A 26,701-nucleotide genomic window follows, 5' to 3' on the forward strand; every position below is an offset into this window, starting at 1 on the left:
TTATATCATGCCGCCATTAATAGAAATAATCTGTCCCGTAATATACGTCGCCTGAGGCGAAGCAAGGAAACTAATGAGGTCGGCAACTTCATCTGGTTTGCCTGCACGTTTCATCGGTACCATGCGGGCGATGTCTTCGGTGCTGAAGGTGGCTTCACTCATGCTGGTGGTGATGATGCCAGGTGCAACGGCGTTAACGGTAATGCCTCGACTGGCGACTTCCAGTGCTAAGGATTTTGTAGCGGAGTTAAGCGCACCCTTTGCGGCGGCGTAGTTGACCTGTCCGCGATTGCCTGTAATGGCCGCGATGGAAGAAACATTGATAATCCGTCCCCAGCGACTACGTATCATCGGCATCATCACGGTGTGGGTAACATTATAAAAACCATTTACCGACACATCCATTACCCGTTGCCATTGATCTATGTGCATACCGGGAAAAACAACATCGTCATGGATGCCAGCGTTATTCACCAACACTTGTATGGGGGTGTCATCGACCAGCGGTGTAAGTGTCTCAATAACGGACTGATGGTCGGTGACGTCAAAGCATAAAGCCTGAGCACTATACCCGTTCAGTGTGATTTCATCTGCCAGCGCTTGTGCAGCATCCAGATTGCGATGGGCATGAATGAATACATGGTAGCCATCCGCAGCCAGCTGGCGACATATTGCCATACCGATACCGCCGCTACCACCGGTGACGAGAGCGTGTTTCATGTGAGTGTGCCTGCTTGTTGAAGTTGATTTTCTGCATTTAATATCACTGCGGCGCGCCCGTCGATCAGTAGTTGTTGTGCAGCATGTACGGTGAATTGGTAAAGAATGTTGTCGGCACTGCTGTGTATGCAGGTTGCGACGATATCGAGATCGTCGCAGATATCGTCCAGGCGTGGGGTATGTAAGGTGGTGCCACGCACGCTAATTAAAAAGCCGGCACGCGGACGAGCATTATCTCTGGGGGCGAGTAATGCGCCATGTATTGCCATGGCTTGTGCAGCATATTCAATACCGCAAGCGCAGCTGAGCTGGTCACGTGAACGCAGCGGGTTGTTTGCTAACTTGTGGCTGTTGGCCAGGCAATGAATCTGCAGTGTATCCCAGCTGACAACATGATCAAGCAGGCACATATCATACTGATGCGGGATGTGTGCAGCTATCCATGCATGATTTAACTGCGTGTTCAGCATAGGGCAATATCTATGGCTATTTGGAGTGGCGGTAAATAGTCGAGCACGACACGAGCACTGCGCTTTTGCGCCAGCGCCTGCATTAAAGGCAAACTTCGCGCTGAGGGTATGCTGGTTCGTAGTTGCTCCAGCTCTACATTACTCATGGTCAGCGCTGCATCACTGGTCAGGCTGACGCTGATTTTTGCAATGCTGTGGGCGCTGGCTATGGGTGTGAGCACCATGGCAGTTGCAAAATTATCGGGTATGGGGCGGGTGCGGTGTAAGGGTTCTGGATAAGTGGTGTCACTGGAAATGAGCAGGGTGGCGGTATGATCCACAACAACCTGAGTGATAGCTTCCAACAAACCTGCACCAAAGCTGGCATCATACGCACACAGCACGGAAATAGGGGTCATAGCACCCGTGGCAATACTCCAGTAGCCTGCTGCGGCATTGTGTACCGAGTTGTGGAAGCGGGTGGGAGAAATATGTCTATCGTCAGAGGCCAGGGTAAGGCAAATCTCGTGGCAGTTCTGTCCATCACTGCCTGAAGCGCTATACACGCAAGGCAGTGTAGCGGGATCCAGCCCTGCTGCATTAGATGCCTCTAATCCCGTTGCCAGCGTGGTTTTGACTATGGCGCCACTGCGACGGCGTTCGGCAGTAGGAAGCAGTGCGGGTGCGGGTAATACCGTAGGCTGGTTGTTATAAGGCACCAGATCAGCCAGTATGCGCTCACTTTCGCTCCAGCCAGTTAAGCCAGGGCCAAGCAGGCCGATACCATCAATGTAAGCGGTGAGCGTGGTCATGGTGCACGACCAAATATCAGGCTGCAATTAGTGCCGCCAAAGCCGAATGAGTTGCTCATGACATGGGCGATAGCTAGGTCGCGGTTTTCCAGCAGGTAGTCAAGTGGAATGTCAGCATCCAGTTGCTGGGTATTGATACCCGCAGGCAGCAAATTATTCCGTAGTGCCAGCCCACAGATCACTGCTTCTAATGCGCCTGCTGCGCCTAAGGTGTGTCCGGTTGCGCCTTTGGTTGAACTGCAAGGAGTGGATGCGCCGAATAATGCACTGACGGCTTTACCTTCGGCTGCGTCATTGCTGGGGGTGGCAGTGCCGTGGAGATTGATGTAATCAATCTGTTGTGGAGTTAGTTCGGCCATATCCAGAGCTGCCTGCATGGCCATGCGTGCGCCTAGTCCTTCTGGGTGTGGCGAGGACATATGGTAGGCGTCACTGGACTCACCCACACCTAATAATAATATGGCATCGTCTTCGAGTTGCGCTGGCTGTTGTTCAAGCAAAATAAATGCGCCCGCTTCGCCGATGGAAATGCCATCTCGGTTGCTGTCATATGGGCGGCACGGCTGTGCTGCGGTCAGTCCAAGCGAGTTAAAGCCATAAAGTGTAGTCAGGCATAGTGTATCAACGCCGCCCACCACAGCGGCATCAATCAGCCCCGCAGCTATCATGCGTCGAGCCGAGCTGAATACTTTTGCGCTTGATGAGCAGGCTGAAGATACGGTAGCTGCAGGCCCTGTCAGTCCAAAATACAGCCGCGTAAAATCAGCGACAGAGTAGGTGTTGTGTTGGGTGCGGTAGTGGAAGGTATCAGGTAAAGCACCAGTTTCGTCATCTGTCTGTCGATAAGCCAGCTCGGTTTCTAATATGGCGGAGGTGCTGGTGCCGATAAAAACACCTATGCGATGACTTCCATACTTTTCAGCAGCGGCACGTACGGCATCGGCAAAGCCATCCTGCATTAATGCCAGTTGTGCCAATCGATTATTACGGCAGTCATAGTCAGCAAGGTGCTCGGGTATTTCGACTGCATCTATACCGTCAACCTCGCCGACGGACGTTGTTAAATCTACGGTTTCAAATGTGCACGGCAATAATCCGCTATGACACTGCTGCAGTGCAGCCAGTGTTTGTTCCAGCCCGCGACCTATGCAGCTGGTGGCAGTAAAATGGGAAAGTAACAGCGATTTCAATGTGATAAATCCGTTTTAAATTTGCCTGTAGTGGGTAGGGAATAATCAGAACATAAATTATTCACCCTGTAGCTGTTTTCTACAGTCGACTGTGCAATTATCGCATTACCTGTATGGAATTACATAGAAGCATCATGATTTTGGCGTAAAATGCATCATTGTTCGGATGGGGAAAGCTGAACAAAGGTGCTCGCCAGCAATCTTGCTAACAGAAAGATGCTTCTGTGTAGTCCAATCAAAAGAGTTCTATGAATAAAAACACTTCAATTTTGCAAGACACGAATTGTACAAGCTGCGATGTGTTGGTCATCGGCGGTGGACCTGCGGGTTCTACGGCTGCGACTTTGCTGGCTGAGCGCGGCTATCAGGTGACGCTGCTGGAAAAAGCACACCATCCACGCTTTCATATCGGAGAGTCACTTTTGCCGGCTAATTTACCCTTGCTTGAACGGCTGGGTGTAGCTGATGCGGTCAAGGCTATCGGCATGGAGAAATGGGGTGCCGAGTTTGTTTCTCCTCAGCACGATCATCAGCAGCGGTTTGAGTTTGCCGATGCCTGGGATAAATCCATGCCCATGGCATATCAAGTACGCCGTGCAGACTTTGATGAAATACTCATCCGTAATGCGGCGGCTAAAAATGCAACCGTGCTGGAAGGGTGTCAGGTACAGGATGTGCAGTTTTTACCTGATGGGCAAGGGGCGATAGTCCAGGCGCAGCTGGATGATGGTAAAAAATTGAGCTGGCATGCGCGTTTTGTACTGGATGCTTCAGGTCGAGATACTTTTTTGGGTAATCGGCTCCAAGCCAAGCAGCGTAATAAAAAACATAACAGCACTGCTATTTATGCACACTTCTCAGGTGCGCAGCGCCATGCGGGTAAGGAAGCAGGGTACATTACTGTGTTCTGGTTTGAGCATGGCTGGTTCTGGTTTATTCCGCTGGCAGATGGAACGACCAGCGTGGGCGCGGTGACCTGGCCTTATTATTTGAAGACGCGCGGCAAGAAAACGCTGACCGAATTCTTTAACGAGACCATCGCCATGAGTCCTATGTTGATGGAACGCCTGACCTCCGCAAAAATGGAGACTGCAGTTGAAGCCACGGGTAATTTTTCGTATGTGTGTGATCGCACCCACGGAGAGAATTTCCTGCTGTTGGGCGATGCCTATGCCTTTATTGACCCGGTGTTTTCATCAGGTGTGATGCTTGCAATGCAAAGCGCATTTGTTGGTGCGGATACAGTTGATACTTGTCTGCGTAATCCTGAGCAGGCAGCGGCCGCTTTGAAAAAATTCGATCACAGTACGCGCAGGGGACCAAAAGCATTTTCCTGGTTTATTTATCGTATGACCAACCCGACCATGCGCGATATGTTCATGGGGCCACGCAATATTTTGCGTACTAAAGAAGCCGTGCTTTCTGTGCTGGCGGGAGATATCTTCGGTAAAACGCCGATAGGACCCTCAATTACTTTTTTCAAGACGCTCTATTATTTGGGATCTGTGTTTAATTTGCGCCGCACGCTGCACGCCTGGCGATTGCGTAAATTGAATATACGTCCCGTTGATGATGTCGTTTGATCTGGTGTGTTAATGAAGAATTATAGTCTTGCTTACTGCATCGTATGGTAGCTGAGGATGATGCGGCGTATAGCAGTAGTTTATGATTATCTGGTGTTATATCTGGGCCTGATCTGGCTAGGTTTGTTGTGTCTGGGCTGGACGCCGATTGCCGTGTTGTTGCATCCTTTGCTGCCTAAACGCTGGGGTCGGATACTGGGTCGTCGGGTCATTACGTCGGCATTCCGCATGTATCTGGCGAGTCTGACCATGTCGCGGCGCTGTCATTTTGATTTGACTGCGCTAGATGCCTTGCGCGATGAAGCGCCGTTGATCATTGCACCCAATCACCCCTGTTTGCTCGATGCGGTCATGGTGATTTCGCGTTTGCCTAACGTTGCCTGCGTGATGAAGGCGGACTTGATGAATAATGTTTTTCTCGGTGCCGGCGCACGGTTAGCAGGTTATATTCGAAGTGAGCCCTTACGCCACATGATACGGCTTGCGGTCGATGATTTTCAGCACGGCAGTCACTTGCTATTGTTTCCCGAAGGCACGCGCACCACACAAGACCCGGTGAATCCGCTCAAAGGTAGCGTCGCGCTGATCGCCCATCAAGCCCAGGTGCGGGTGCAAACCGTATTAATCGAAACCGATACGCATTACCTCAGCAAAGGCTGGTCGTTGTTTCGCAAGCCAGCAATGCCCATTACTTACCGTTTGCGTCTGGGGCGCTGTTTTGATGCCCCACAAAATACTCAGGCGTTTATGATGGAGCTGGAAGATTACTTTACAAATGAACTGGTGCAAGGCTCAGCGTTTCATCGCATGGGCACATTATGACCTAACTTATCTAGGTGCATTTGCCTAGAAATACCTATGCTGAATATAATCATAATAGACAGTATGGTGAGTATTTTTCACTCTGCCAGTGACGGGTAGAGCTTGACGGCAATGAACAGCAGTCCAGCAAATATCCCTATTAAGACCGAGAAATCAACGCGGAAACCGTAAACGCTGGTGCCGTTAGTAATGACTAATCCGCGCAGCGCATCAATCAGATAAGTAAGTGGATTGATGCGCGCAACCAGACGTAACCAGTGCGGCATGATATCCAGGGGATAAATTGCGTTGCTGGCGAAAAACATGGGCATGGTCAGCACTTGACCTATGCCCATGAAACGTTCGCGAGTCTTAACGATGCAGGCAATGACGAGTGAGAATGTGGCAAATATGCCGGCACCCAGCATTACGCTGCCTGCTACCGCCAGTATGGCTAACGGATCCAGCCGAATTGAGACATGCATCACCAGCGCAATCAGGTAAATGACTATAGTCTGGATCAGGCCACGAAATCCTGCGGCGATGGCTTTGCCAAATACCAGCGAGGCGCGCCAGGCTGGGCTCACCAATAATTTATGTACGACACCGAGGTCGCGTTCCCAGATAATTGCGATGCCATAGAAGATTGAGCTGAACAGTATGCTTTGCGCGAGTATGCCCGGGGTAATGAATGCCAGATAATTGACTTGGCCAGTATGAATGCCGCGCACCTGAGCAAGCACTTGTCCAAACACGACTAGCCATAACAATGGCTGTATAGCACGGGAAAGCAGTTCGGTTGGGTCGCGGATGAGCTTAATTAATTCCACTTCTACTATGGCGGAAGTCTCGCGGATAAGTCGTTGCATCTGTTTACTTTCAGCCCAGGCGGTGAGCGGTTCGGCGAGTTTTGGCTACATCATTATATGAGCCGCTTTCATGTATGGATCCACCCGCATAATGCGCGAACACCTCATCCATGGTGGCGGTTTCCCCCAGTCCTGCGCGCAACTCGGCAGGTTTGCCGATAATGCTGATCTTGCCTGCGTGCAGTATCGCCAGCGTGTCACATAGTATTTCTGCTTCTTCCATATCGTGCGTGGTAATGAGTACGGTCATGCCATAGTCACGGCGCAAATCCAGTAACCTGTCCCAGACTATGTGTCGCGCGACAGGGTCCAGCCCTATCGTGGGTTCGTCGAGAAACAGAATGGCGGGACGATGCAGCATGGCCTGCGCCAACTCTAGTCTGCGTATCATGCCACCAGAATAGGTTTTAACCAGCTTGTTTGCTGATTCTGTCAGCCCCATGAAACTCAGGGCATCATTGATACGCGTTTTGGTGTTGTGCGCATCCAGACCATACAGTCGTGCCGATAACTTCAGATTTTCAAAACCCGTTAGTGCGCCGTCAGCGGATAGCAATTGAGACACATAACCGATACGCCGCCGAACTTCTCCGGGTGCCTGGATAATGTTAAATCCGCCGACTTCAGCTGAGCCGCTGGTGGGCGGCAGCAGCGTAGTCAACATTTTGATCAGCGTGCTTTTTCCCGCACCGTTTGCACCCAGTAAACCAAAAATTTCTCCATATTTAACCTGAAGCACAATGTGATCTACAGCAGTCAGGCGACCAAACTGGCGCGTCAGTGCTGTTGTCTGGATGGCAAAGTCGTCCAGTTTTTCGGGGGTAGTTGGGTTCATATCAGGTATGACGCTCTCTTTCGGATTTCGTTCTTCGTGATACAAAAACAACACTAACGACAGTCAGCGTTGTCGGTAAGCAGTCAGGAAAGCTCTATAGAATGAGCGGCCTGAAATGTTTGCACAGGCTCAATTCTGCCTTCTATTTCAGACATGGTCTTCTCTCTTTAAGTATTGATGCAAGGAGTGGGTGCTGATCACTGGCATCGTAAATAAAGTTTATGCATACTGAATATCATCGTATCAATAATAGCGTAAAGCTACCGGTTAATGGCGGTATCGTCATTTTCGGTGAAGTATTGGCACATATCGCCACTGCACAAAGTCGTTTGCAGGCGCAGCTAGATCAGTTAGGTATAGGTCGGCAAGTGGTCATTACCTGTGAATCCAGTGCTACGCATCCGTGTCTGGTACGTTTCCGGCTGGATGAGCATCATGCGCAAAAATGTGCGCCTCACTACGACACCACGCAGTTGTGTACTAATTTTCAGCTGGATACTGAAAACAGTCAGCAAGATTTGTTACGAGAAATTTTGTTGGCTATGTTGCTAGGGCCTGTTGCCTTTGAGTTTCCAAGTTACGATGAATTGCAGGCAGCTGTGCGCGTACGACTAAACATCGTTATTGCCAGTCGTAAAACTGCGATGGCATTTGACACCGCTGCAGCAGAACGTCCAGCTGATTGCTGGCAATATCATGAAGATACCGGTTTTACGATTCGTCCAGGAAACTCGCTGATTACTTCGTTAATTAAAGCCACACAGCCTGAAGCGACGGGAAAGCTGTTTTCATTTTCATGTTATCGAGCAACCGAATACGTCATATTGTTGGGGATTGCTCAGGAAATGTCGTTCAGTAATCCGACTTTGTATCACCAACTCACGCAGCACTGGACGCATAAAGCTATTATGTCTGGCGCATTTCATGACGTGTTTTTACGCGAATATGGGACGGTGGAATCACCATTGCCGTCGCATTATTACGTTCCAGGTGATCGACTCTGGTTTCGTAATCCTGATAGCTATTCTTCGGATGTGCCTGGTTACGAAGGCTCATGGGTGTTTTATTTGGGCAATGGGTTATTTAAAAACTTCTGGAAGCACGATCAGCCTTATACGCTGACAACGAAGTGCATAGAAATATTTCATTGGCGTAATGCGACGTATCAGGATCAGCAAGGCGAGTTGCATATAGATGAAAATGTGGTGGCCAACCATGTACGTGAAACATTGGCTAATCAGGCAGAAATGGAAGCGATACTGGCGAAAATGATGCGGCTACGCGACCCTCAGGGTGTGTATGCACAAGGCGGCTGCATAGATAGTTCACGCGAATATCCACGCTGGGTCTGTCCCGACACGACAGACATCGTTTTGCCTGGTTGATGATTTACCCATGCTGCTCATGTGCAGAGTGATCCAGCTTGGTCGTGTGTGTGGGTATCGCGATGCCGATTGCTGGTAGCCAGCGCCGTAACAGGGGTGAGGTAATGACCGTGCTGAATATGGCCATAATGACCAGCATAGTAAACATCTGTTGCGAGATCACTCCCAGGTCATAACCTACGTTGATCACGATGAGTTCCATTAGTGCGCGGGTATTCATCATGATGCCCATTACTTTGCCTTCTGCATGACTCATGCCGGCAATCCGCGCTGCAATGTAGGCGCCACCGAATTTCCCCACTGTAGCTAGCAGTATGATCATCGCACACCATCCCCACGCAGTGAGTGTGTCCAGACTGCCGATATTGGTTCGCAGACCGGTATAGGTAAAGAATATAGGCAGGAAAAATACCATCACAAACGGGCTGATGCGTGCTTTCCAGGTGCGCACAAAAGCGTGCTCGTCGTGCAGCAACACGCCCATCATAAAGCCGCCAAATATTGCGAATATTCCCAGTTGGTAAGTCACCATGGCAGATAAGAAGATGGCTGCCAGCACGATGCCCAGCAAGTTGTGTGAAAGCGCACCGGACTGTGCGTCGCAATGATGCAAGATGCGTTTCATCACAGGGCGCACAGCAAACCAGCTGAGTACGAAAAATCCCAGAACCAGGCCAATTTTCAATGCAAAATAGCCTGCGTTGAAATCGGACAAGGTTAGTGTGGTAATCAGTGCTAATAACAGCCAGCCAATAACATCATTAATAGCTGCGGCGCTGATGGCAATGACGCCAATAGGCGTACGCGTCATGTTAAATTCCATCATGATGCGCCCGAGGATAGGTAAGGCAGTGATGGAAAATGCGGTGGCAATAAACAGTGCTGTGCCTAGTGCGTTAGCAGAGGGTGAAAGTAAGTGCGCACTGACTTGACCTGTAGCAAAACCAAATGCAAAGGGCAGGATCAGGCTGGCGAGGGCAATCAGCATCACTGATTTTCGATGTTTGGGCGCTGCCAAGTGAGCGAAATCGAATTCCAGCCCAATCTGGAACATGAGCAGGATTAAGCCAATTTGGGACAGCATCTGCATCGGTTCAGGTGCGCCAGAATGAAATACATATTGAAATATGTCAGGTGCCAGCAGGCCAAATAGCGATGGCCCGAGCAAGATGCCGATGATGATTTCGCCTACGACAGCAGACTGCCCGACACGCAATGCGACACTGCCACCAACTCTCGCCGCCAATACGATAATCGTGAGTTGTAGCAAGGTAAAAAACAGCAGTGCTTCGGATTTATGCGTGGCAATATGTGGCGTAATAGTCATGGCTGGCTGCGGTTAAGGTGCTGTTGATCGGGCTTGTTTACGTAACGCATATTGCGCTATGACCGCGCCCAGAACAAGTCCACCTATCACATCGATAATGACATGCTGGCGTGTTGCCAAAGTTGAGTAAACAATCCCCGCACACCATACGCTATTTATTACCAGTACCCAACTCGGTGCGCGAAATCGGCGTAATACGTCATGCAGCCACATAGCTGAAAATATAGCAGTCGCGACATGCAGGGAAGGGAAAGCATTACCACCCGCATCCACGCTTTTAAGGTAGGCCATACTGGCATGTTGTGACCAGTCGATACTGGCTGCTGGAACTGCACTCGGCCAAAAATAAAATATGATCAATCCAGTCAGGCAGGTAGTGGTCATGGCACCAGCATAGGTAAATAGTTCGCGTCGCGTGGTGAGCAGAGATGAGGGCAATGAAACATATACCCACAACGATAAATATAGCGGCATGGTTGCTGGCTGGTAGGGGATTAGCGCATCTAGGGCAGTAAATGGCATGATGCTGACCGGAAACGCAGGGTGTTTGAGCAGGTACAAGTAGGCGACAAAAAACAGCGCGATGAAGGTGGGCGTACCTGTGGCTTTGAGCAGGATGTGCTTGGTCAGTGCCGCGCCTATTTGGCGATACCAGGGTGATATCATGAACAGGCCTGACGTAAGGTGACAAAGCGTAGCTGTGCGGCTAGTGCGGCTTCAATCACATCGGGTAGGACTTTTAGTATGACAGGCTCACCAGTATCGGTGCGCGCTGCGTGCGCGTCATGCAATAAAACGATAGCGCCTGCGTGCAGACCCTGTATCAGTGCGCGCGCAACCTTGTCAGCATCGCCAACGCGGGTATCAAAGGCGCGCACCGACCAGCTGGCGAGTTGCAGTCCTAATTTATGCAGCACAGGATCGAGAAATGGATTGCGCAAGCCAGCAGGGGCGCGGAAAAATAATGGGGGCTGCCCGGTAATTCCTGTCAGTGTGGTTTGAGCTGCTTGAATTTCCTGAGTCAGATCTTTGATGCCCATTAAGGAAAAATTGTGGTGATGCCGCTGGCTATGATTTTCTATGGTGTGGCCACGCTTAATGATGTCTCGGCATAATTCTGGATAGCGTTGTGCAACATCACCTATGCAAAAGAAAGTGGCATGCACACTATAACGAGCAAGTATATCCAGCACCTGGGGCGTGACTTCAGGATCAGGGCCATCATCTATGGTGAGGGCGATTTCATTCCGCGCTATGGCAGCATCAGGTAACTGAGTCCAGTTTTTCCCCAGCCATGTGCTGCGAGGCCATAAACCAACCATGGTGAGGAGGAGATGATTGGCAATGAGGCTGGCTAGCACCCAGCGCCAGTGCTGCGGTGTTGTGATCAACACGAGCAGCGCAGTCACGTGGATCGCCAGCGTCAGGTAGATGAGTAGGCTCGGCTGCCAGCTAGTTTTCGGCATGGGCAGTGCGTGCAAAAATGGCTGAGTAGATCAGCGCCAATATCACGCCAGGCGCGACGGTCATGCCCATGGCTTGCAGTATGGAAACGTCAGAAAAAGCCAGTAATCCAAAGCCCGCTACAGTGGTTAGATTGGCAAAGAACATTGATGCCAAAGTGCGTGGGGCAATGGCTGGCGTATTTGTATTGCGGTCAAAAAACAAGGCGTAATTGGAGCCTATGGCAACCACCAGCAACAGTCCGATCAAATGTAATATGGTTAATGCGTGTCCTAGCAGCGTCAGCCCCGCCGTGACCGTTATCACTGCTACTGCCAGTGGTGCGAGTATGCGCAGCACCCGTGCAGGAGAGCGGAACACGATCAGTAATAAGGCAATGACGGCAACTAGCCCGCCTAATGACAGCAGGATGGCTTCATGCAAATAGCTGGAATAGAGCTGGTTTGATTCCTGTGTCATGTCCACCAGAATAACGTTGGGTAATCCGTGCAGTGCGGCACGGATGTGCGCAGCATTGATTTCGGTATTGGGTAAAGCTGTGAGCGGCAACAATGCACGCCAGTCACTGCCATGATGAATCAGCAGTGCATCCACCGCCATCGCCATGGAGGTGCCACGTAAATCCGATAATTGTAACAATGGCTGAGTTCTGGCACTGGCGACATCGGTGAGGAACGGACTGAGCCGATTTGCCTGTATCGGTAAACCTAGGACAGCATTTGTCAGGTTTTCCTGTAATTGCTCGGCCGTTGGCAGACTGGCTTGCCGCGTGCGTTGACTGGCGGTGCTAGGTAAATAGTGGCTGGGGCTGTCAAAACTTGCCAGCTCTCCGCGTTCTACCTGCGTTTGCAGAACATTGGCGACCTGTTCACTGCTGCGCAGTACGGCTTCTTGCGTGGTCTCGGAGATGACGACCAGATAGCGTACGTCCGGCGCGCCAGAGTCAGCACGTAACTGCGTGTCTAGTGCAATATCTGCCTGAGAGACCGGGCTCAGTGAGGAAATTTTATCATCCCAGATGTGATCGTGATTTTTGGCGACGATGGCTAGCGCGAGTAACAGCATTCCTGCTGCGAGCCAGCGCAGTTTCGGTGCGTTTTGTTCCAGACAAGACAGTTTGATACCTATGGCTGTAACGTCATGAATGTGGAAATTGTCAGGCAGCAGGTGAGGTAAGACGTAGCGCGTGACTGCCGCTGCCGTAATCAGGCCAGCAATGGAATATAGTCCCAGCTGCGCCAAACCGGGAAAGCCTGAAAATAGCAGAGAAGCAAAGCCCGCGATCGAGGTCAGCACACCCAGTCGTATGGTGGGCCAGTAGCGTTTAATCCATAGTTCGTGCTGGCGCTGTTCTGACTGTACAAACAGGTAGATAGAATAATCGACAGCCTCGCCTATGAGGGCAGTGCCAAATCCCAACGTAATGCCATGTACAGTGCCAAAGCCGAGGCTGACAGCCGCTATGCCTGCCAGCGCGCCGCTGATTACAGGCATAAATCCCAGTATCAGTGCAGTCGGTGAGCGGTACACCAGCAACAGCAAAGTGGCGATCAGCCCTACACTAATGATGGAGAGTAAAGTGACTTGCGCTTTAATGGTGTTGCGTGATTTGACCGAGAATACGCCGGGGCCAGTCATTTCCAGTTGAGTTGTCGCTTTCGTTCCTGCAGCAAGCTGATATGCCTGTTCAATCTGGGTCATGGCTAGCTGTTGTGCATCGGTATCCGCACCTGATGCGCGGGTCTGGATCAGCAACAGGGCGCGGCTGCCATCATGGGATATCCACGCGCCATCGCGTAGCGCGGGCGGCCGGCTGTTACTGAACTGGGTGAGGAGCTCTACCATTTCCCCGGTCGGGTCATGTGGCAACATACTCTTGACTAAAAGCCCTGCCGGCGACGCGAGTAAATCTATGCTGTCACTGATTGCATTATGCAAACCAGCGACACCGAAGCGTTCTGGGGTGACAGTGGCACTTAATAAATATCGATGATTAAACCAGTAGGCACGGTCTTGCTCGGCGGTGACTGGCTCGCCATTGTTGACGCTGACAAACTGACTGTTCTGGCGTAACTGTTGTGCCATCTGCTTGGAGATGCGGGCGCGGGCAGGGGCGTCGGCACCTTTGATGCCAACCAGTATGAGTCGTGAGGCGAGGCCGTCGTGTATCTGTTCCAGTAACAGTTGCTGCGCAGGTGTGGGACTACGCGGTAAAAAAGCGGACAAGTCGGCAGTGAAATGACTGCGAGTGATAATCGCGCTGCAGCCCAGTATGAATATGAGCCAGAGGGTGATAGCAGTGCGGCTCGCTGTAAATTTCACGGCGTTGCCACTTTTTCAATTTGCATATGTGAGCTGTCGCCATCGGTCTGCGCAATGTCTATGCTGCGTACTTCATCGCCTGCACCCATAATCCGTATGCGGCTAATTACTTGCTGCATACGTGCGTTGTTGGGGATCAGCTGTAGCGTCCAGTTCGCGGCATTGCCTTCAAGACTGAGCTGGTAGGTGCGTTCCAGGGCTTTGCGATCACCCGCCAGCGTGCCGCGGATGCTATCAATAAAAGCGGCTAGTTCAGGATAGTCTGATAATTGCAGATGGTATGTTTTCTTGCCGCGTTCGATGTCCAGATTATCGCCGTCGACCAGCATATTTTCAACTTTGGGTTTGATGGTGCGCTTTTCCAGATGGTCGGGTGCAGCATATAGCAGTTCACCGGAGGATGTGACTGGTTGGTCGAGCAGTGCCAGGGTTTTTTTCTCAACAAAGGTCGCATGTCCGGAGCGCGTCAATGCAAGATTATGCATGAGCTGGTCTATATCCCAGCTGGCAGCCTGGCTCAGGCTGCTGCATAGTAGTAAGGGTATTATTGATAGCAGGCGGTTGAATAGCATCATGTGTTTTCAGTAGTGGCAGTATGTGGTTGTTGCCAGAAATCAAAAAAATTAAACCAGTTATAGGGTGCATTACGGCAATGCTGTTCGATTAGCGCAGCATAACGCATAACGGCAGCGTTGACTAAGGTGCCACGTTGCCCGGTGGGGATGTCGGTGAAGTCGGCTAGTGGCTCAAAGCTGATCTGGTAACGGTTAGCACCGAGATATACCCCAGTCATAAATACCATGCGCTGGCGCAACAGTGCGGCCATGCGGAATGGTCCGGTTGGCAGATGTGCGGTATGTCCTAATAAACTGACTGGCTGCGTGGCGTCTTCGCCTAAAGTACGGTCAGCTAGTATACCGACCATGGCACCTTGTTCCAGGCGTTCACGCACCTTGAGCATGGTGTCGATGTGACCCAGACCGATAATGTCGGCAGCGGCTTCAGGATTGATGGCGGCAAGCATCGCATTTATTTTCATCGCATTGTTTTCATGCATGACCATGCTCACGTGCAGATTGGGGATGCTGCGTCCCATAGCATGCATCACTTCGAAGCTGCCAAAGTGGGCGCCTACCAGAAACACCCCTGTGCCGGATTGTATTGCCTCGTCTATACACGCTTGCCCTGAGACCTGAATATCAAATAAGTCAAAGCGTTGATTAATGAGGTAGATGCGATCATGTATGGTGCTGGCAAAGCTGTAAAAATGACGGTACATGTCACGCCAGTTAGCTTTGCGATTCAGTGCTCGAGTAAGGTAGGTGAGTGAGGCGCGGCGACTGCTGGGAGAAAATATCAGGAAATAGGCTGCAATCAGATGCAAAATAACACGGCCTGCGCGTCGCCCCATGCGCAGGGAAATCCAGGTCATGATACGCAGCATCAGCATGTTGCTGCGTTCGGGGGTGGCTGTCCAGTGCTGCGTACTCATGGTGTGAGTGTCATGCTGCCGCTGGCAATTTGATGGCTGGCGGTGTTGATGGAGAAATGTATCGCGCCGCTGTCTGTGTGTTTGTGGGTAATGGTCAGCACGTCGCCTGGCCGAGCAGGGTGGATGAATTTAACTGAGTTCAGTGTGTACTGGTTGAATACGATATTGTTGGCATCGGCGATAGACTGCAATGCCAGATCCAGCAACACTACACCAGGCAAGATAGGGCTGCCAGGAAAATGCCCAGCAAACGTAGGGTGATCCAGCGGGATGGTGTAGTGCGTTGTGTTCATGCTGCAGGTGGAGTCAGATGGTTGTGCAATAAATCTCGTAATGCCGTCCGCGGCAGTTTGCCAGTGGCGTTACGCGGGAGCTGGTCTACGAATATCAATGGGCGTGGTAAAAACGCCGGATCTATGCATGCTCGTAACAAAGCTCGTAATTGTGTTGCATCCAGTGCTGGTGCAACGACAAATGCCGCGAGGCGAGTAATGCTGTCGGGGGTAATCTCGTCAGGCATGTAAAACGCGCCATCGACGACACCCGGCAGACTGGTCAGCTGGTGATTGAGATAGCTCAGCGAACTACGCTTGCCTGCAATGTTAACTAAGTCAGCAGTGCGTCCGTGCAGCAGGAATGTGTTTTCACCGACAGGCTCAATGATGTCATTCAGCGTGATTGCGGGATTGATTTGTACGCTGCTGACACTTGCATGTTCGCCATTTATGCTGAGTTTGATGTTCGGGAACAGCTGCCATGCGGCACTGTGTACAGGCAGCCGTGTGGCGATTACACCCGTTTCAGTGCTGCCATAGACTTCGTGTACATGGGTGTGAAACCGGGTTTCAAGTGCACCAGCCAGCTCGACCGAAAGTGGCGCAGTCGCTGAGACGATCAAGGCAATAGGGTCTGGTTGTAGACCAGCATCAAGCAGTGCACGCAGATGTACAGGGGAGGAAATCAGCACAGCGGGCGCAGGCGCCGCAGCGATTGCCTGACAGATATCGGCAGGATAAAAAGGCTGCCGGCTGTCGAGCGCATTGCTACTTTGCAACGGCATGATGACTGTCGATTCCAGTCCGTACATGTGCTGCGGAGGAACAGTGCCGATGAGCGTATATGTTGCGCCATCCATTAAACCGAGTTGTTGTGCTTCAGCGCGGGCGCTGTGTGTTAGTTGCCCCCAGGTTTTGGTATGTGCTTGTGGGACACCCGTTGAGCCTGAGGTAAATACGATAGCTACGTGCTGCGTATTTGCAATTTGCGGAATATCAAATTGCTCGCTGATGGTCGCAGGTGCAGCAGGGTATAGGGTTTGTGGCAGGGCTATTGCTGGTAAAGCTTGCTCAGTGAGGCAGAATGCGTCGGGTGCATAGCACTTGAGCTGATTAATCATTTCTGCGGTGTGAGTTGGTGGCAGCAGGCTGATTTTGTTGCTGATGACCGCAGCGGCTAAGCCGACGGCAAAGCGGTAGCGGTCAGCACACATATTAAGTATGTGCGAGCTTGCTGGGAGCTGCGCCGCAAGTTGTTTCACATCAGCCAAAAATTGCGCGGCGGTGATGGCTGTGCCATGTTGCCAGGCGATGATCTGGTCTGGCTGGGTGTGGGAAAATAACGGGATGCTCGGCATGGTCTGTGGCTTAATGGCGATGCGCAGAATGTTGCATGAATGCACGTACCGCATCCATGATATTAACCTGTGCCAGCTCGGGACGAACTATTTTGCGTACGGCATATTCTGCAATGAACATGACTGCGACTAAAGGCATGAAGATGAAATTTGCAAATATCGACCAGACCGCAATCGGCTGCAAGAAGAACAAGCTGGTGGAAATGATGATCATCAGTGCGAAAAATGCGGTCCAGGCGACCGTGACCTGATAGGTATAACGTGCATACAGCGGGGTAAGTTCGCCGTGGACGATGGTTGCAAGCTGGGTGCAGAGAGGTTGTCGCTGCTGGCGCAGCGTGCGCGCGAAAGTGAGCAGTAGCGCCCATTGCAGGCTTTCATGTTCCAGCCAGTAGATCCAGCCGTAATGAAGTTCGAGCATAGGCCACATTAGCCAGGCTAGTGAGGTGGTAACGATGATTGTGGCTATTAAGTAGCCCCGTCGTGTGGCATGCCATGTCATGATAATGCCAGTCAGAATCAGGGGGGCAAGTGCTACCAGTACACCTAAGGTGGCGCTGTGTGTCGATTGGTTGGTGTAGTTTGCCAAGATGGCGTAGCCGATAATGGCGAATGCGATGACGAGTCCGCGCATTAAGCCGGCATTGATCATTACTTGCTTCGATGTGCTGCGATGTAGTCAGTCAGATTGCGCAACGAGCTGAATATGTGCTGATTATCCGCGTTGTCTGCGCGTAGCTGCAGGCCATAGCGTTTGGATACCACGAGTGCGATTTCGAGCACGTCTATAGAATCCAGACCAAGTCCATCACCATATAGTGGTGCATCCAGCGTGATCTCGTCGGCAGAAATTTCAAGATTAAGCGCTTCGACCATGAGTGCGGCGATCTCTGGATAGAACAGGCTGTTATCAGTAGTTGAGTGGTTGTCTGACATGGTGGTAATCAATTAAGTATGAAGCGGAAAAACAGGGTGGTTGCTGATTGCGTAGATCAATAACCTAATATTCAGTACGCCGATGATTATACAACAATTATCTGGCAGGTGCCCGTTGTGTCACCATCAATGCCACAACGGGAAGTAGCGTTAACTGCGTTTAATTAATGTGCCGACACCATCTTTGGTCAGCACTTCCAGCAATAATGCATGGTTTACCCGGCCATCAATAATGTGCGCGGTATGTACGCCATTCTTGACTGCATCCAGCGCGCAGTGGATTTTAGGCAGCATGCCGCCATAAATAGTGCCATTGGCAATCAGCTCATCAACCCGTTGCGCGGTCAGGCCGGTGAGTAAGCCGCCCTCTTTATCCAGTACGCCAGGAATGTTGGTCATGAGGATGAGTTTTTCCGCGCGCAAGGTTTCAGCCAGTTTGCCTGCGACCAAGTCTGCGTTGATATTGTAAGATTCACCGTCCATGCCTACACCGACCGGGGCGATAACAGGGATGAAATCGCGCGTGTCGAGCAACTCTACCAACTCCGGATCTATGCCCAGCACTTCACCGACTGAGCCTATGTCATGTTTGATATTGGGGTCATCCTGGTCGGCAATGAGCAGTTTTTTGGCACGTATCATGCCGCCGTCCTTACCTGTCAAACCGACCGCCTTACCACCCTGCTGATTGATGAGGTTGACGATTTCCTTGTTAACCAGACCACCCAGTACCATTTCAACTACGTCCATGGTTTCTTCGTCAGTCACGCGCATGCCCTGAATGAACTCGCTTTGCTTGCCTACGCGTTTTAACAGTTCACCTATCTGTGGGCCGCCGCCGTGGACGATAACCGGGTTCATGCCGACTAATTTCAGCAGCACCACGTCACGCGCAAAGCCTTCTTTTAGCTTGTCGTCAGTCATGGCGTTGCCGCCGTATTTGATGACTATGGTTTTATCAAAAAAACGCTGTATGTAAGGTAACGCTTCTGACAGGATATTGGCTTTGTCGCCGGGCGTAAATTGGCTGGTAGGCATGGAGCTTCCTTGCGATTTGAGATGCGTTATTTTAACTTAGAAAACGGCTGATTTAGGTTAAAATACTCGCTTTAATTTGCATGCGGATAATACGATGAGCGCACCACAAATAGGCATAGTTATGGGTAGCAACAGCGATTGGGCAGTGATGCAACAGGCTGCGCTGATACTCAGATCATTTGATGTGGCGTTTGAAGCGAAAGTGGTGTCTGCGCACCGTACACCTGATTTACTGTTTGATTATGCTGCGTCAGCCCAGTCACGTGGCTTGCGTGCGATTATCGCGGGTGCTGGCGGGGCTGCGCATTTGCCGGGCATGCTGGCAGCGAAAACTATAGTCCCTGTGCTCGGTGTGCCGGTACCGTCCAAATATTTGAAGGGGATGGATTCATTGCTCTCTATCGTGCAAATGCCTAAAGGCATCCCCGTTGCAACATTTGCCATCGGTGAAGCGGGCGCAGCCAATGCAGCCTTATTTGCGCTGGCAATACTGGCAACTGAGCAACCCGTGTTAGCACAAAAACTGGCGGATTTCCGTGCCAAGCAAGAGGCGACAGTGTTAGCGATGGATTTGCCTGACGTGGTGGTGGAATGAGCGCGATGATATTGCCGGGCGCAACCTTGGGCATGCTCGGAGGCGGGCAATTGGGCCGCATGTTCACCGTGGCTGCACGTACTATGGGTTATCGGGTGATGGTGCTGGATCCTGATGCAGCCAGTCCGGCGGGGCAATTTGCCGATGAGCATCTTTGTGCCGATTATGCAGACATGGACGCGCTGGCCAAAATGGCGAAGTGCTGTGCTGCGATTACCACCGAATTTGAAAATGTGCCTGCTGATACCCTGCGTTACCTGGCCGAGCATTGTCCAGTCAAACCCAGTGCCAATGCAGTAGAAATCGCACAAAACCGCGTGGCAGAAAAATCCTGGCTGCAACAGCATGGTTTTGCCACCGCACCTTTCGCGGTGATTACCCATGCCGATGATTTGCTCACGACGGTTGCTACCGTCGGCTACCCTGCTGTGCTTAAGGTGTCGCGTTTCGGCTATGACGGTAAAGGTCAGGTGCGAGTCGCCGATGTGGCGGCAGCGCAAGCAGCGTTTGCCAGCATGGGTGGAGAGACGTGTGTGCTGGAACGCATGATGTCGCTGGAATGCGAGTTGTCCGTGGTGTTGGGACGTAATGAAGCGGGTGAAACGGCAGTTTACCCGGTGGCAGAAAACATACACGAAGCTGGCATACTTGATATCAGCATCGTACCTGCGCGAGTAGCGGACAATCTCACTGCTCAAGCCCGCGAAATGGCAACAACCATCGCACAACAGCTTAATTATTGCGGCGTCATGGCGGTAGAGTTTTTCGTTGTTAATGGCGGGCAACTAGTGGTCAACGAAATTGCCCCGCGTCCGCATAACAGTGGGCATTACACCCTGGATGCATGTTTATCCAGCCAGTTTGAAATGCAGGTTCGCACATTGTGCAATCTGCCACTAGGCGCAACCGCGCTGCACACGCCAGCCGTGATGGTTAACCTGCTGGGCGATGTCTGGGGCGATAGCCAGCCCAACTGGGCAGCGCTGATGGCGCATCCGCAAGCCAAGCTGCATCTATACGGCAAACAAAGCGCGCGCCCGGGGCGCAAGATGGGGCATTTTACTTGTATCGATAATGACTTGGATGTGGCGTTGGTGTTGGCTAAGCAGATACGGGCGGAGTTGTCGTTTATTCAATAGGATATGCCGCGTTACTTCGCCTGTTGAGCGTTGGTTAGAATTAAGGAATCGTATGTACTCAGCAACTTTTATCTTTGATAAGAAACAGTACGATGAAGAGTTTTATAAACTAGACAGCGCTATAGCGGAGATTGCAAAGAATTCTGCTGGTTACCTTGGTGAAGAAGCTTGGGAAAATCCTGAGACTGGTCGTGTTTCAAATGTATATTATTGGGAAACGCTGGAGGGGCTGCAAGAATTAATAAAGCACCCCACACACTTGAAGGCAAAGGCGTCACAGGCTAAGTGGCTTAATGGGTACCAAGTCGTTATTTCTCAAGTGATACGCGCTTATGGTGATGGCGCATTTCACCATCCAGCATCATCTTTTAAGAATAATTAAACTTTGCAAAAACCTGGGTCAGGATTGTCTATGTCCGAATTCTGAGATTCAGCTATTTTCCCGTTCCGGTTTGATCGTCATAATAGGGGTCAGTTCTCACATTGCTATATATCGTAAAGAATTTCGCTTGCTCCTATTCACCTGCTTTCATTCCAGTAATCAGTTGCTCCACTATCCCATATTTGCTGTGATCAATGCGGATTTTGACGGGGGTGAAGTTGTAGTCTGTTGCCAGCCACATGTCGATGGCGTCTTCGCCTTCTTCTGCTGGGCGTTGCAGGTGCAGGGTGTTGACTTCACCTAGTGCGGTATCAATGCGTTCTTCGCCAATGACGATTGCATGATAGGGCTTAAGGGATTTGCCTGAGGTAACGTGGCGTAGCATGTCTTCGGAAAACGGTGAGCGTACAACTAGCTGGAATATGACGCTGAGAATATCCTGGGCGTTGTCTTCCAGGGGTACTGAATAGGCGTTGTTGTCTTTGGTGATAGTGACAGTTTTCCGGGTGTAATCAAAGTGTGCGGCAGTAGTTTTGTCGGGGGTGGCACGGCCACGCTGTATCCAGAAATCGTCGGGTGCTAGTCCAAACGGGGTGATTTTGCCCTGGCTAATCTGGACGAGGTTGCCAGGTTGTATTAATGAAAATATCCCTATGCCGTGAGTAATGCTGGTGAGTGTGTAACCACCGCTTTTGTTTACCCAGATGTAAGTGGCACTACCCAGATTGAAGAGGTCTTCGCCTTTGACGACTTTGTATTGTAATTCCAGCCTTGCAGGAGGGTAATTTAGAGTCGGGGTGTCTGGTGCGGATATGTCGTCGGTAACAGGGGCGTTTGCATTGGGCTCTACTGCGGTTGGTTCAACAGCAGGAGTTGCATCTTGGGTGGTTACAATTGTTTGTGCCGGTTTTGGCGGGTGTGGCTTTGCAAGATGGTGTGGTTTCTTTGGTGCGGTAGTTTTTTTAGTGGTAGATGGTGTGGTGGGTTTGGGCATGGGCTGTAAACGTGCTTCGATGATGGTAGTGTCATCATCTATATTCAGCGGCAGGCTGAATTTTACACCTGTAAGCAAAAGCACATGTATCAACAGCGAGGCAATAAACGCGATAACTAAAGCACGCTTGCTGTTGAGGGTCATGTTTATGGCTCGGTATAAAAGACTGTTTGCTCTGACCCATTGTTATTTAATAAGTTTACTTTGCCATCAGCGGCTAATTGTATGCGCCCGCCGATAAACCAGTGGATTGCAGTTGGGTATATCTGATGTTCCATGCACAGTACACGCTCACTCAGGCTGTCGGCATTGTCATTGTTGAGCACGGGGACGGCAGCCTGGATGATGATAGGGCCGTGATCGAGTGTGGGGGTGACAAAATGGACGGTGCAGCCATGCACTTTGACGCCATCATCCAGTGCGCGTTGATGGGTGTTGAGTCCTGCGTAGCTGGGTAATAGTGAAGGGTGAATATTAAGCAGGCGTCCTTGATAGTGGTTTACAAACTCATCCGTCAATATGCGCATATAACCTGCAAGCACGACTAAATCAGGTTGGTAACCATCGATGATTTGTATCATCGCTTTATCAAATTCAGCGCGACTGGCAAAGGTGGTATGTGCCAAAGCTTGTGTAGCAATTCCCGCAGCTTGTGCAACTTGCAAACCTGTTGCGTCGGGTTTGTTGCTGATGACGGCAACAATTTGTGCGGGGAGTTGCGCGGCTAAAATTGCTTGCAGATTCGAGCCGCGTCCGGAGATGAGTACAACGATGCGCATTAATTCAAGCCGCGACTGGTGAGGAATTCCTCGTAGTTGCCGTTGAATATATCGGCCTTGTTGTCTTTAATCTCGATCAAGCGAGTTGCCAGTGAAGATACGAATGAACGGTCATGTGAGACGAATATCACCGTGCCTTTGTAGAGCTCAACTGCGGTGTTAATGGACTCGATGGACTCCATATCCATGTGGTTGGTTGGCTCATCCAGTACCAGTACGTTGGCCTGGTTCAAGGTGAGCTTGCCGAACATCATACGGCCTTGTTCGCCACCGGATAATACTTTGACTGATTTTTTGACGTCGTCACCCGAGAACAACAGTTTGCCCAGAACGCTGCGGATAGCTTGATCGTCTTCGCCGTGCGTTGCCCATTGTTTCATCCAGTCAAACAGGTTCAGGTCGGTATCAAATTCGGATGCATGATCTTGCGCGTAGTAGGCAATGTTGGCATTTTCTGACCATTTGATTTTGCCGCCTAAGGCAGGTAATTCGCCCATCAGTGTTTTTACCAACGAGGTTTTACCAGCACCGTTTTCACCGATGATGGCGATGCGTTCACCTGCTTCGATGATGATATCAAGCTTGGTAAATAACGGGGTGTCATAACCAACAGCCAATTCACTGACTTCAACCACGTTACGATGTAGCTGTTTTTCTTGCTCAAAGCGTATGTAAGGATACTGACGTGATGATGGTTTGATGACCGCCATGTCCTGTTTGAGCTTGTCGATTTGCTTGACGCGTGAAGTTGCCTGACGTGCTTTGGACGCATTCGCAGAGAATCGTGATACGAAGGTTTGCAGTTCTGCAATTTTGTCTTTGGCTCGCGCGTTTGCAGCCTGTAAACCATCTTTAGCTTGTGCCGCAGCGGTCATGTATTCGTCGTAGTTACCCGGGAATAGCTGAATTTTGCCGTAATCCAAGTCGGCCATGTGGGTGCAGATGGAGTTCAGGAAGTGGCGGTCATGAGAAATAATCACCATGGTGCAACTACGCTGGTCAAGGATATCTTCCAGCCAGCGGATGGCGTTGATGTCCAGGTTGTTGGTTGGTTCGTCGAGTAGCAGAATATCAGGATTGCCAAACAGGGCTTGCGCCAGCAAAACACGCAACTTCCAGCCTGGTGCAACTTCGCGCATCGTGCCAGTGTGCTGTGCACTAGGGATGCCCAGACCTAATAGCAGTTCGCCAGCACGGGCTTCGGCTGAGTAGCCATCTAATTCTGCAAACTTGCCTTCAAGCTCAGCCGCACGCATGTAGTCGTCTTCAGTGGCTTCCAGATTGGCATAAATGCTGTCTTTTTCATGCTTGACTGCCCATAGTTCGGCATCGCCTTGCATGACCACATCCAGCACAATTTGATCTTCATAACCAAATTGGTCCTGGCGCAGCCAGCCAAGTTTGTCGCCTGTGTCGAGGGCAACATGACCTTGAGTCGGCGCAATCTGCCCGGCCAGTATTTTCATGAAAGTGGATTTGCCAGAGCCGTTTGCACCGATTAAACCATAGCGATTACCATCGCCAAATTTAACAGTAACGTTTTCAAACAGCGGCTTGGCGCCAAATTGTATGGTGAGACCTTGAGTAGCTAGCACGGCAGTAACCTAACGAACAAATAAGTTACTATTCTACACCGATACCTTGGGCTTAGACGAGAGGTGCGGGTTTGTGCAGGAAATAGCCTTGCATCATATCCACGCCCAGTTCCTGTAATAGCATGTGAATTTCGGCTGTTTCCACGCACTCAGCGACAGTTTTCTTACCCAGCCCATGCGCTACGTCGACGATGGCCTTAATAAAAACACGGTTGTCTGGTTCTTCGCAAAGGTTACGGATAAACAGGCCGTCGATTTTGAGGACATCGGCATCGAGGTATTTAAGATAGGCGAATGAGGCGAAGCCTGTGCCAAAGTCATCGAGACTGACCGAGCAGCCCATCTGGCGAAGCGCCTGTATGGTGCGCTGGGCATCCTGCAAGTCTGACAGTGCAGCTGTTTCAGTGATTTCAAACATGAGTCTGGCATGATCGATCTGGTTATGGGTGAGCAATTCCAGTATGTAATCGGTTAGTCCGGTGTCGTCGAGTGATCGACCCGATAAATTAACCGCGATTGCCGGAATATCAGGGCGGGTGGCTAGCGTTAATATGCTGTGACTAAGTACCCAGCGATCTATGGCGAGTATTTGGCCAGATTGTTCAGCAATATTAATGAAATGGGCGGGCGCCACTAGCTCGACATCGGGAGCTTCGCGCATGCGGATTAAGGCTTCATAGTGCGACACTCGGTTGCTGTGAGTGTGATATACACCCTGGAAGTGCAATACGAATAGCTCATTCTCCAAAGCTTGTTGTATGCGACGGCTCCATTGCATGGTTTGTACCATGTCGCGTGAAATATCTTGTTCCGCCTGATAAATGCGCCAGCTGTTCTTGCCTGCGAGTTTGGCCTGATACATCGCCGCGTCTGCCCGGGATACTAAAATTTCAGCATCTTGTGCATGCTGCGGGAATAAAGCGATGCCGATGCTGGATGTGATGCGGATATCCTGATCTTCAAAATGAAACGGAATCTGAGCAATGGCGATAACAACACGGCTGGCCAGGGTTTGTGCGTCTGCCTGGCCGGCAACGTTAAGGAGTATGGCAAATTCGTCACCACCGAGGCGGTAGAGTGTTTCACCTGCGCGTATCAGGCTGCTCATGACGCCAGCGATGCGTATCAGCGTTTCATCTCCGGCATGGTGCCCAAAAGTATCGTTGATGTGCTTGAAACCATCCAGATCAATAAATAGTAGCGCGCCAGCTTGCTGGGTACGAGCATGTTCGATAAAGGTGGCGTTCAAAGCCTTTTCAAAGCTGTGTCTGTTATACAAACCAGTCAGTGCATCGCGTTCAGCCAGATAGATGAGCTGGCTTGCCGCAAGTCGTGACTGGGTGATGTCATCGAATATCCATAATTCACCTATGGGCTGTCCATCAATATTATGAATAGTGCGTATGGTGTGGGTAATGATGCGTCCATCCACCATATCGATTTCCAGCGCCTGGGCGCGTTTACCCGGTCGTGCCAGATGCTCGGAAAAAGCAGATGGGTTGGCGAGTGCTATACCCGATTCTTGTAGTGCCAGTGTTGCCAGTTTTCCGTGCATTTGCTCTGGATTTTTAAGCCGCCATATATTGTTAAATGCAGGATTGCTATAGAGGATAGCGCCTTGGTTATCCACAAACAGGATGCCCAGATTCATGGTGGCTAATAACGCTGTGAGACGCGCTTGTTCGGCTTGTGCCAGATCCAGACTAGCGCGGAGTTGAGTTTGCAATTTATGGAGATCGGCAATTTGTTGCTGCAAGGTGTCGGCCATGTGATTAAAGGCGATGTTCAGTTTGCCTATTTCATCCTGCTCGGTCTCTGATAATCGAATATGCAAATTGCCGTGACTGAATGCCTCGCTGGCCAGCGAAAGTTGACGTAAGCGTTTGGTGATCCATATGCTTAATGTTAGCAGCAGTATGGCCGCAATCAGTATGGTCGCAACGGCTATCCAGAAGCCACGTAATAGCAGTGCCTGTTGAGCGCGCTGCTCAGTCGTGGTTGATAAATCGAATGTTAATGTGCCTATGACCAGATCATTAATTTCGATAGGCAGGGTTTGGTGGACGGCATCGGGCGTGGGTTTACCTTCGGTGGCAATGAGTGACCCCGAGTCATCTATCAGGCGCAAATAGGCAATGCCATCATCGCGCCGTATGCGTTTTAATAGTAGATTGATGCTGGCAATATCGCGTTCGAACAGGGCGTTGGCAATATTGGTATTGAGGAGTGGGCGTAACTCATTGATACGCGTTTGGGTTTGTTGTTGTAGCGCCTTGTTGAATGTGGTGAACGATGTGTAGCCCAGCGCCAACAAAACCAATGCTTGCACCAGACTAGCGGCGATAAGCATTTTTAACCATA

27 protein-coding genes are annotated in these 26,701 nt (G+C 50.8%); 6 read left to right on the forward strand and 21 right to left on the reverse strand.

All coding sequences use genetic code 11. The features are described from left to right. The 4 genes from fabG to SFSGTM_RS16070 are packed head-to-tail and all read right to left on the reverse strand — an operon-like array spanning position 1 to position 3,171. On the reverse strand, positions 1–720 hold the full coding sequence (fabG, locus tag SFSGTM_RS16055; RefSeq protein ID WP_162086036.1) for a 3-oxoacyl-ACP reductase FabG: 720 nt from the start codon (positions 718–720) through the stop codon (positions 1–3). Further along, complete coding sequence (locus tag SFSGTM_RS16060; protein ID WP_162086037.1) at positions 717–1,190, reverse strand: hotdog family protein; 474 nt, start codon at positions 1,188–1,190, stop codon at positions 717–719. Before SFSGTM_RS16060 ends, fabG begins: the two co-directional genes overlap by 4 nt. Then, on the reverse strand, positions 1,184–1,981 hold the full coding sequence (locus SFSGTM_RS16065; RefSeq protein ID WP_162086038.1) for a beta-ketoacyl synthase chain length factor: 798 nt from the start codon (positions 1,979–1,981) through the stop codon (positions 1,184–1,186). Before SFSGTM_RS16065 ends, SFSGTM_RS16060 begins: the two co-directional genes overlap by 7 nt. Then, positions 1,978–3,171, reverse strand: coding sequence for a beta-ketoacyl-[acyl-carrier-protein] synthase family protein (locus SFSGTM_RS16070; RefSeq protein ID WP_162086039.1), 1,194 nt, complete (start codon positions 3,169–3,171; stop codon positions 1,978–1,980). The genes SFSGTM_RS16065 and SFSGTM_RS16070 overlap by 4 nt, the downstream gene beginning before the upstream one ends. A gap of 248 nt (positions 3,172–3,419) precedes the next feature. Here SFSGTM_RS16070 and SFSGTM_RS16075 point away from each other — a divergent pair, with 248 nt between their 5' ends. Both SFSGTM_RS16075 and SFSGTM_RS16080 read left to right on the forward strand, forming a co-directional pair. Further along, on the forward strand, positions 3,420–4,754 hold the full coding sequence (locus tag SFSGTM_RS16075; protein WP_162086040.1) for an NAD(P)/FAD-dependent oxidoreductase: 1,335 nt from the start codon (positions 3,420–3,422) through the stop codon (positions 4,752–4,754). Between the two features lie 57 nt (positions 4,755–4,811). Further along, entirely contained in the window at positions 4,812–5,576 is a 765-nt protein-coding gene (locus SFSGTM_RS16080; protein WP_174237430.1) for a lysophospholipid acyltransferase family protein, read from the forward strand. A 77-nt stretch (positions 5,577–5,653) separates the two neighbouring features. On the opposite strand, the gene SFSGTM_RS16085 is transcribed toward SFSGTM_RS16080, so the two are convergent. Both SFSGTM_RS16085 and SFSGTM_RS16090 read right to left on the reverse strand, forming a co-directional pair. Next, positions 5,654–6,424 (reverse strand): ABC transporter permease, encoded by a 771-nt coding sequence (locus tag SFSGTM_RS16085; RefSeq protein ID WP_162086041.1) that lies wholly within the window; start codon positions 6,422–6,424, stop codon positions 5,654–5,656. A 10-nt stretch (positions 6,425–6,434) separates the two neighbouring features. After that, on the reverse strand, positions 6,435–7,259 hold the full coding sequence (locus SFSGTM_RS16090) for an ABC transporter ATP-binding protein (RefSeq protein WP_162086042.1): 825 nt from the start codon (positions 7,257–7,259) through the stop codon (positions 6,435–6,437). 221 nt (positions 7,260–7,480) lie between these two features. Between SFSGTM_RS16090 and SFSGTM_RS16095 the strand changes: the two genes are divergently transcribed. Beyond that, entirely contained in the window at positions 7,481–8,644 is a 1,164-nt protein-coding gene (locus tag SFSGTM_RS16095; RefSeq protein WP_162086043.1) for a TGL-type protein-glutamine gamma-glutamyltransferase, read from the forward strand. A gap of 4 nt (positions 8,645–8,648) precedes the next feature. Here the strand turns inward: SFSGTM_RS16095 and SFSGTM_RS16100 are convergent, their stop codons facing one another. The 11 genes from SFSGTM_RS16100 to argB all read right to left on the reverse strand — a co-directional run bounded on the left by SFSGTM_RS16100 (position 8,649) and on the right by argB (position 18,856). Then, complete coding sequence (locus tag SFSGTM_RS16100; RefSeq protein WP_162086044.1) at positions 8,649–9,971, reverse strand: cation:proton antiporter; 1,323 nt, start codon at positions 9,969–9,971, stop codon at positions 8,649–8,651. Positions 9,972–9,983: 12 nt separating this feature from the next. Beyond that, positions 9,984–10,637: a phosphatase PAP2 family protein gene (locus SFSGTM_RS16105; RefSeq protein ID WP_162086045.1), complete on the reverse strand. Its 654-nt coding sequence runs from the start codon at positions 10,635–10,637 to the stop codon at positions 9,984–9,986. Then, positions 10,634–11,437 carry a polysaccharide deacetylase family protein gene (locus SFSGTM_RS16110; RefSeq protein ID WP_162086046.1) on the reverse strand — a complete coding sequence of 268 codons (804 nt, stop codon included), beginning with the start codon at positions 11,435–11,437 and terminating at the stop codon, positions 10,634–10,636. Before SFSGTM_RS16110 ends, SFSGTM_RS16105 begins: the two co-directional genes overlap by 4 nt. Continuing rightward, positions 11,424–13,757, reverse strand: a complete 2,334-nt coding sequence (locus SFSGTM_RS16115) for an MMPL family transporter (protein ID WP_162086047.1) — start codon at positions 13,755–13,757, stop codon at positions 11,424–11,426. The genes SFSGTM_RS16110 and SFSGTM_RS16115 overlap by 14 nt, the downstream gene beginning before the upstream one ends. Next, on the reverse strand, positions 13,754–14,332 hold the full coding sequence (locus tag SFSGTM_RS16120; RefSeq protein ID WP_162086048.1) for a LolA-related protein: 579 nt from the start codon (positions 14,330–14,332) through the stop codon (positions 13,754–13,756). Before SFSGTM_RS16120 ends, SFSGTM_RS16115 begins: the two co-directional genes overlap by 4 nt. Next, the gene (locus SFSGTM_RS16125; protein ID WP_162086049.1) at positions 14,329–15,249 is read right to left on the reverse strand and encodes a lysophospholipid acyltransferase family protein; all 921 of its coding nucleotides are present in this window, start codon (positions 15,247–15,249) and stop codon (positions 14,329–14,331) included. The genes SFSGTM_RS16120 and SFSGTM_RS16125 overlap by 4 nt, the downstream gene beginning before the upstream one ends. Next, a complete protein-coding gene (locus tag SFSGTM_RS16130) occupies positions 15,246–15,542 on the reverse strand; it encodes an ApeI family dehydratase (protein WP_162086050.1) in 297 nt (98 codons plus the stop codon). The genes SFSGTM_RS16125 and SFSGTM_RS16130 overlap by 4 nt, the downstream gene beginning before the upstream one ends. Continuing rightward, entirely contained in the window at positions 15,539–16,927 is a 1,389-nt protein-coding gene (locus SFSGTM_RS16135; protein WP_232526001.1) for an AMP-binding protein, read from the reverse strand. Before SFSGTM_RS16135 ends, SFSGTM_RS16130 begins: the two co-directional genes overlap by 4 nt. Further along, positions 16,893–17,534: a COG4648 family protein gene (locus tag SFSGTM_RS16140; RefSeq protein ID WP_162086051.1), complete on the reverse strand. Its 642-nt coding sequence runs from the start codon at positions 17,532–17,534 to the stop codon at positions 16,893–16,895. Before SFSGTM_RS16140 ends, SFSGTM_RS16135 begins: the two co-directional genes overlap by 35 nt. Further along, positions 17,534–17,818 (reverse strand): phosphopantetheine-binding protein, encoded by a 285-nt coding sequence (locus tag SFSGTM_RS16145; protein ID WP_162086052.1) that lies wholly within the window; start codon positions 17,816–17,818, stop codon positions 17,534–17,536. Before SFSGTM_RS16145 ends, SFSGTM_RS16140 begins: the two co-directional genes overlap by 1 nt. 150 nt (positions 17,819–17,968) lie before the next feature. Next, positions 17,969–18,856, reverse strand: a complete 888-nt coding sequence (gene argB, locus SFSGTM_RS16150; RefSeq protein ID WP_162086053.1) for an acetylglutamate kinase — start codon at positions 18,854–18,856, stop codon at positions 17,969–17,971. A gap of 94 nt (positions 18,857–18,950) precedes the next feature. Here argB and purE point away from each other — a divergent pair, with 94 nt between their 5' ends. Genes purE through SFSGTM_RS16165 form a run of 3 tightly spaced genes read left to right on the forward strand, consistent with a single transcriptional unit; the run spans position 18,951 to position 20,972 of the window. Then, complete coding sequence (purE, locus tag SFSGTM_RS16155) at positions 18,951–19,451, forward strand: 5-(carboxyamino)imidazole ribonucleotide mutase (protein WP_162086054.1); 501 nt, start codon at positions 18,951–18,953, stop codon at positions 19,449–19,451. Further along, on the forward strand, positions 19,448–20,590 hold the full coding sequence (locus tag SFSGTM_RS16160; protein ID WP_198420578.1) for a 5-(carboxyamino)imidazole ribonucleotide synthase: 1,143 nt from the start codon (positions 19,448–19,450) through the stop codon (positions 20,588–20,590). The genes purE and SFSGTM_RS16160 overlap by 4 nt, the downstream gene beginning before the upstream one ends. 52 nt (positions 20,591–20,642) lie before the next feature. After that, positions 20,643–20,972: an antibiotic biosynthesis monooxygenase family protein gene (locus SFSGTM_RS16165; protein ID WP_162086055.1), complete on the forward strand. Its 330-nt coding sequence runs from the start codon at positions 20,643–20,645 to the stop codon at positions 20,970–20,972. Between the two features lie 133 nt (positions 20,973–21,105). On the opposite strand, the gene SFSGTM_RS16170 is transcribed toward SFSGTM_RS16165, so the two are convergent. The 4 genes from SFSGTM_RS16170 to SFSGTM_RS16185 are packed head-to-tail and all read right to left on the reverse strand — an operon-like array spanning position 21,106 to position 26,690. Continuing rightward, a complete protein-coding gene (locus SFSGTM_RS16170; protein ID WP_162086056.1) occupies positions 21,106–22,110 on the reverse strand; it encodes a DUF3108 domain-containing protein in 1,005 nt (334 codons plus the stop codon). Positions 22,111–22,112: 2 nt separating this feature from the next. Beyond that, positions 22,113–22,745, reverse strand: a complete 633-nt coding sequence (gene purN / locus SFSGTM_RS16175; protein WP_162086057.1) for a phosphoribosylglycinamide formyltransferase — start codon at positions 22,743–22,745, stop codon at positions 22,113–22,115. Beyond that, the gene (locus SFSGTM_RS16180) at positions 22,745–24,340 is read right to left on the reverse strand and encodes an ABC-F family ATPase (RefSeq protein WP_162086058.1); all 1,596 of its coding nucleotides are present in this window, start codon (positions 24,338–24,340) and stop codon (positions 22,745–22,747) included. Before SFSGTM_RS16180 ends, purN begins: the two co-directional genes overlap by 1 nt. Positions 24,341–24,392: 52 nt before the next feature. Then, entirely contained in the window at positions 24,393–26,690 is a 2,298-nt protein-coding gene (locus tag SFSGTM_RS16185; protein WP_162086059.1) for an EAL domain-containing protein, read from the reverse strand. Positions 26,691–26,701: the final 11 nt, after the last annotated feature.

The organism is Sulfuriferula nivalis (genome assembly GCF_009937995.1).
In the GTDB taxonomy this organism is placed as follows: domain Bacteria; phylum Pseudomonadota; class Gammaproteobacteria; order Burkholderiales; family Sulfuriferulaceae; genus Sulfuriferula; species Sulfuriferula nivalis.

Coding starts and splice junctions, on each gene's coding strand:
- fabG (WP_162086036.1), bottom strand. CDS start 720: ATGAAACACGCTCTCGTCACCGGTGGTAGCGGCGGTATCGGTATGGCA.
- SFSGTM_RS16060 (WP_162086037.1), bottom strand. CDS start 1,190: ATGCTGAACACGCAGTTAAATCATGCATGGATAGCTGCACACATCCCG.
- SFSGTM_RS16065 (WP_162086038.1), bottom strand. CDS start 1,981: ATGACCACGCTCACCGCTTACATTGATGGTATCGGCCTGCTTGGCCCT.
- SFSGTM_RS16075 (WP_162086040.1), top strand. CDS start 3,420: ATGAATAAAAACACTTCAATTTTGCAAGACACGAATTGTACAAGCTGC.
- SFSGTM_RS16080 (WP_174237430.1), top strand. CDS start 4,812: ATGATGCGGCGTATAGCAGTAGTTTATGATTATCTGGTGTTATATCTG.
- SFSGTM_RS16085 (WP_162086041.1), bottom strand. CDS start 6,424: ATGCAACGACTTATCCGCGAGACTTCCGCCATAGTAGAAGTGGAATTA.
- SFSGTM_RS16090 (WP_162086042.1), bottom strand. CDS start 7,259: ATGAACCCAACTACCCCCGAAAAACTGGACGACTTTGCCATCCAGACA.
- SFSGTM_RS16095 (WP_162086043.1), top strand. CDS start 7,481: ATGCATACTGAATATCATCGTATCAATAATAGCGTAAAGCTACCGGTT.
- SFSGTM_RS16100 (WP_162086044.1), bottom strand. CDS start 9,971: ATGACTATTACGCCACATATTGCCACGCATAAATCCGAAGCACTGCTG.
- SFSGTM_RS16105 (WP_162086045.1), bottom strand. CDS start 10,637: ATGATATCACCCTGGTATCGCCAAATAGGCGCGGCACTGACCAAGCAC.
- SFSGTM_RS16110 (WP_162086046.1), bottom strand. CDS start 11,437: ATGCCGAAAACTAGCTGGCAGCCGAGCCTACTCATCTACCTGACGCTG.
- SFSGTM_RS16120 (WP_162086048.1), bottom strand. CDS start 14,332: ATGATGCTATTCAACCGCCTGCTATCAATAATACCCTTACTACTATGC.
- SFSGTM_RS16125 (WP_162086049.1), bottom strand. CDS start 15,249: ATGAGTACGCAGCACTGGACAGCCACCCCCGAACGCAGCAACATGCTG.
- SFSGTM_RS16130 (WP_162086050.1), bottom strand. CDS start 15,542: ATGAACACAACGCACTACACCATCCCGCTGGATCACCCTACGTTTGCT.
- SFSGTM_RS16140 (WP_162086051.1), bottom strand. CDS start 17,534: ATGATCAATGCCGGCTTAATGCGCGGACTCGTCATCGCATTCGCCATT.
- SFSGTM_RS16145 (WP_162086052.1), bottom strand. CDS start 17,818: ATGTCAGACAACCACTCAACTACTGATAACAGCCTGTTCTATCCAGAG.
- argB (WP_162086053.1), bottom strand. CDS start 18,856: ATGCCTACCAGCCAATTTACGCCCGGCGACAAAGCCAATATCCTGTCA.
- purE (WP_162086054.1), top strand. CDS start 18,951: ATGAGCGCACCACAAATAGGCATAGTTATGGGTAGCAACAGCGATTGG.
- SFSGTM_RS16160 (WP_198420578.1), top strand. CDS start 19,448: ATGAGCGCGATGATATTGCCGGGCGCAACCTTGGGCATGCTCGGAGGC.
- SFSGTM_RS16165 (WP_162086055.1), top strand. CDS start 20,643: ATGTACTCAGCAACTTTTATCTTTGATAAGAAACAGTACGATGAAGAG.
- SFSGTM_RS16170 (WP_162086056.1), bottom strand. CDS start 22,110: ATGACCCTCAACAGCAAGCGTGCTTTAGTTATCGCGTTTATTGCCTCG.
- purN (WP_162086057.1), bottom strand. CDS start 22,745: ATGCGCATCGTTGTACTCATCTCCGGACGCGGCTCGAATCTGCAAGCA.
- SFSGTM_RS16185 (WP_162086059.1), bottom strand. CDS start 26,690: ATGCTTATCGCCGCTAGTCTGGTGCAAGCATTGGTTTTGTTGGCGCTG.